Raw genomic sequence first — 597 nt, forward strand, 5'->3', positions numbered from 1 at the left:
CAGTGGATGGGCGTGAGTGACAATGCCGCATTGGAATACGTATTCCCGAACATCCGTAATTTCACCACATCTAACCTTGGCTTTATGGCTTAAGCTAAGCGGCTTAGTTTCGTTTATTTAATTGTCAAAAAGGGAGCGCAATGCTCCCTTTGCAATATCATCTATGTTAACGAACGTTCATTAAACTTCGTCACGACGACGTTCGTTACAAAGCTTGATAGCGCGCTCAAGTAATTCTAGCGCGGATTTTTCACACTCAGGCAGAGCCGCATCACTTTCACCAATTGGCGTTACGCGGTCACCCCACTTCAGCACTGCTGCACCCCACGTCAAACCTGCACCAAACGCAGCCAGAAGCATGTTATCGCCAGGATTTACTCGGCCTTGCTCTACCGCCTCACACAATGCAATTGGCACCGTTGCCGCAGAGGTATTGCCGTAGTTTTGAATGTTCACAAACGCTTTGTCTTGAGGAATACCGGAAAGGTCGCACAGCGTTTGAATAATACGGATGTTCGCTTGATGCGGAATCACGACATCAATTTGTTCCGTCGTCAACTGAGATGCTTTCAGTACGGTTTTCGCCGCTAGGCCCAT

At 48.1% G+C, this 597-nt stretch carries 1 protein-coding gene; it reads right to left on the reverse strand.

Features of this window, described 5'->3' with window-relative positions; translation table 11 throughout:
• Positions 1-180 precede the first annotated feature (180 nt).
• A partial coding sequence (locus R8O11_RS29475; protein ID WP_318195157.1) for a 3-oxoacyl-[acyl-carrier-protein] synthase III C-terminal domain-containing protein occupies positions 181-597 on the reverse strand: 417 nt, incomplete at its 5' end.

The sequence above is a fragment of the Vibrio sp. 1288 genome (assembly GCF_033344475.1).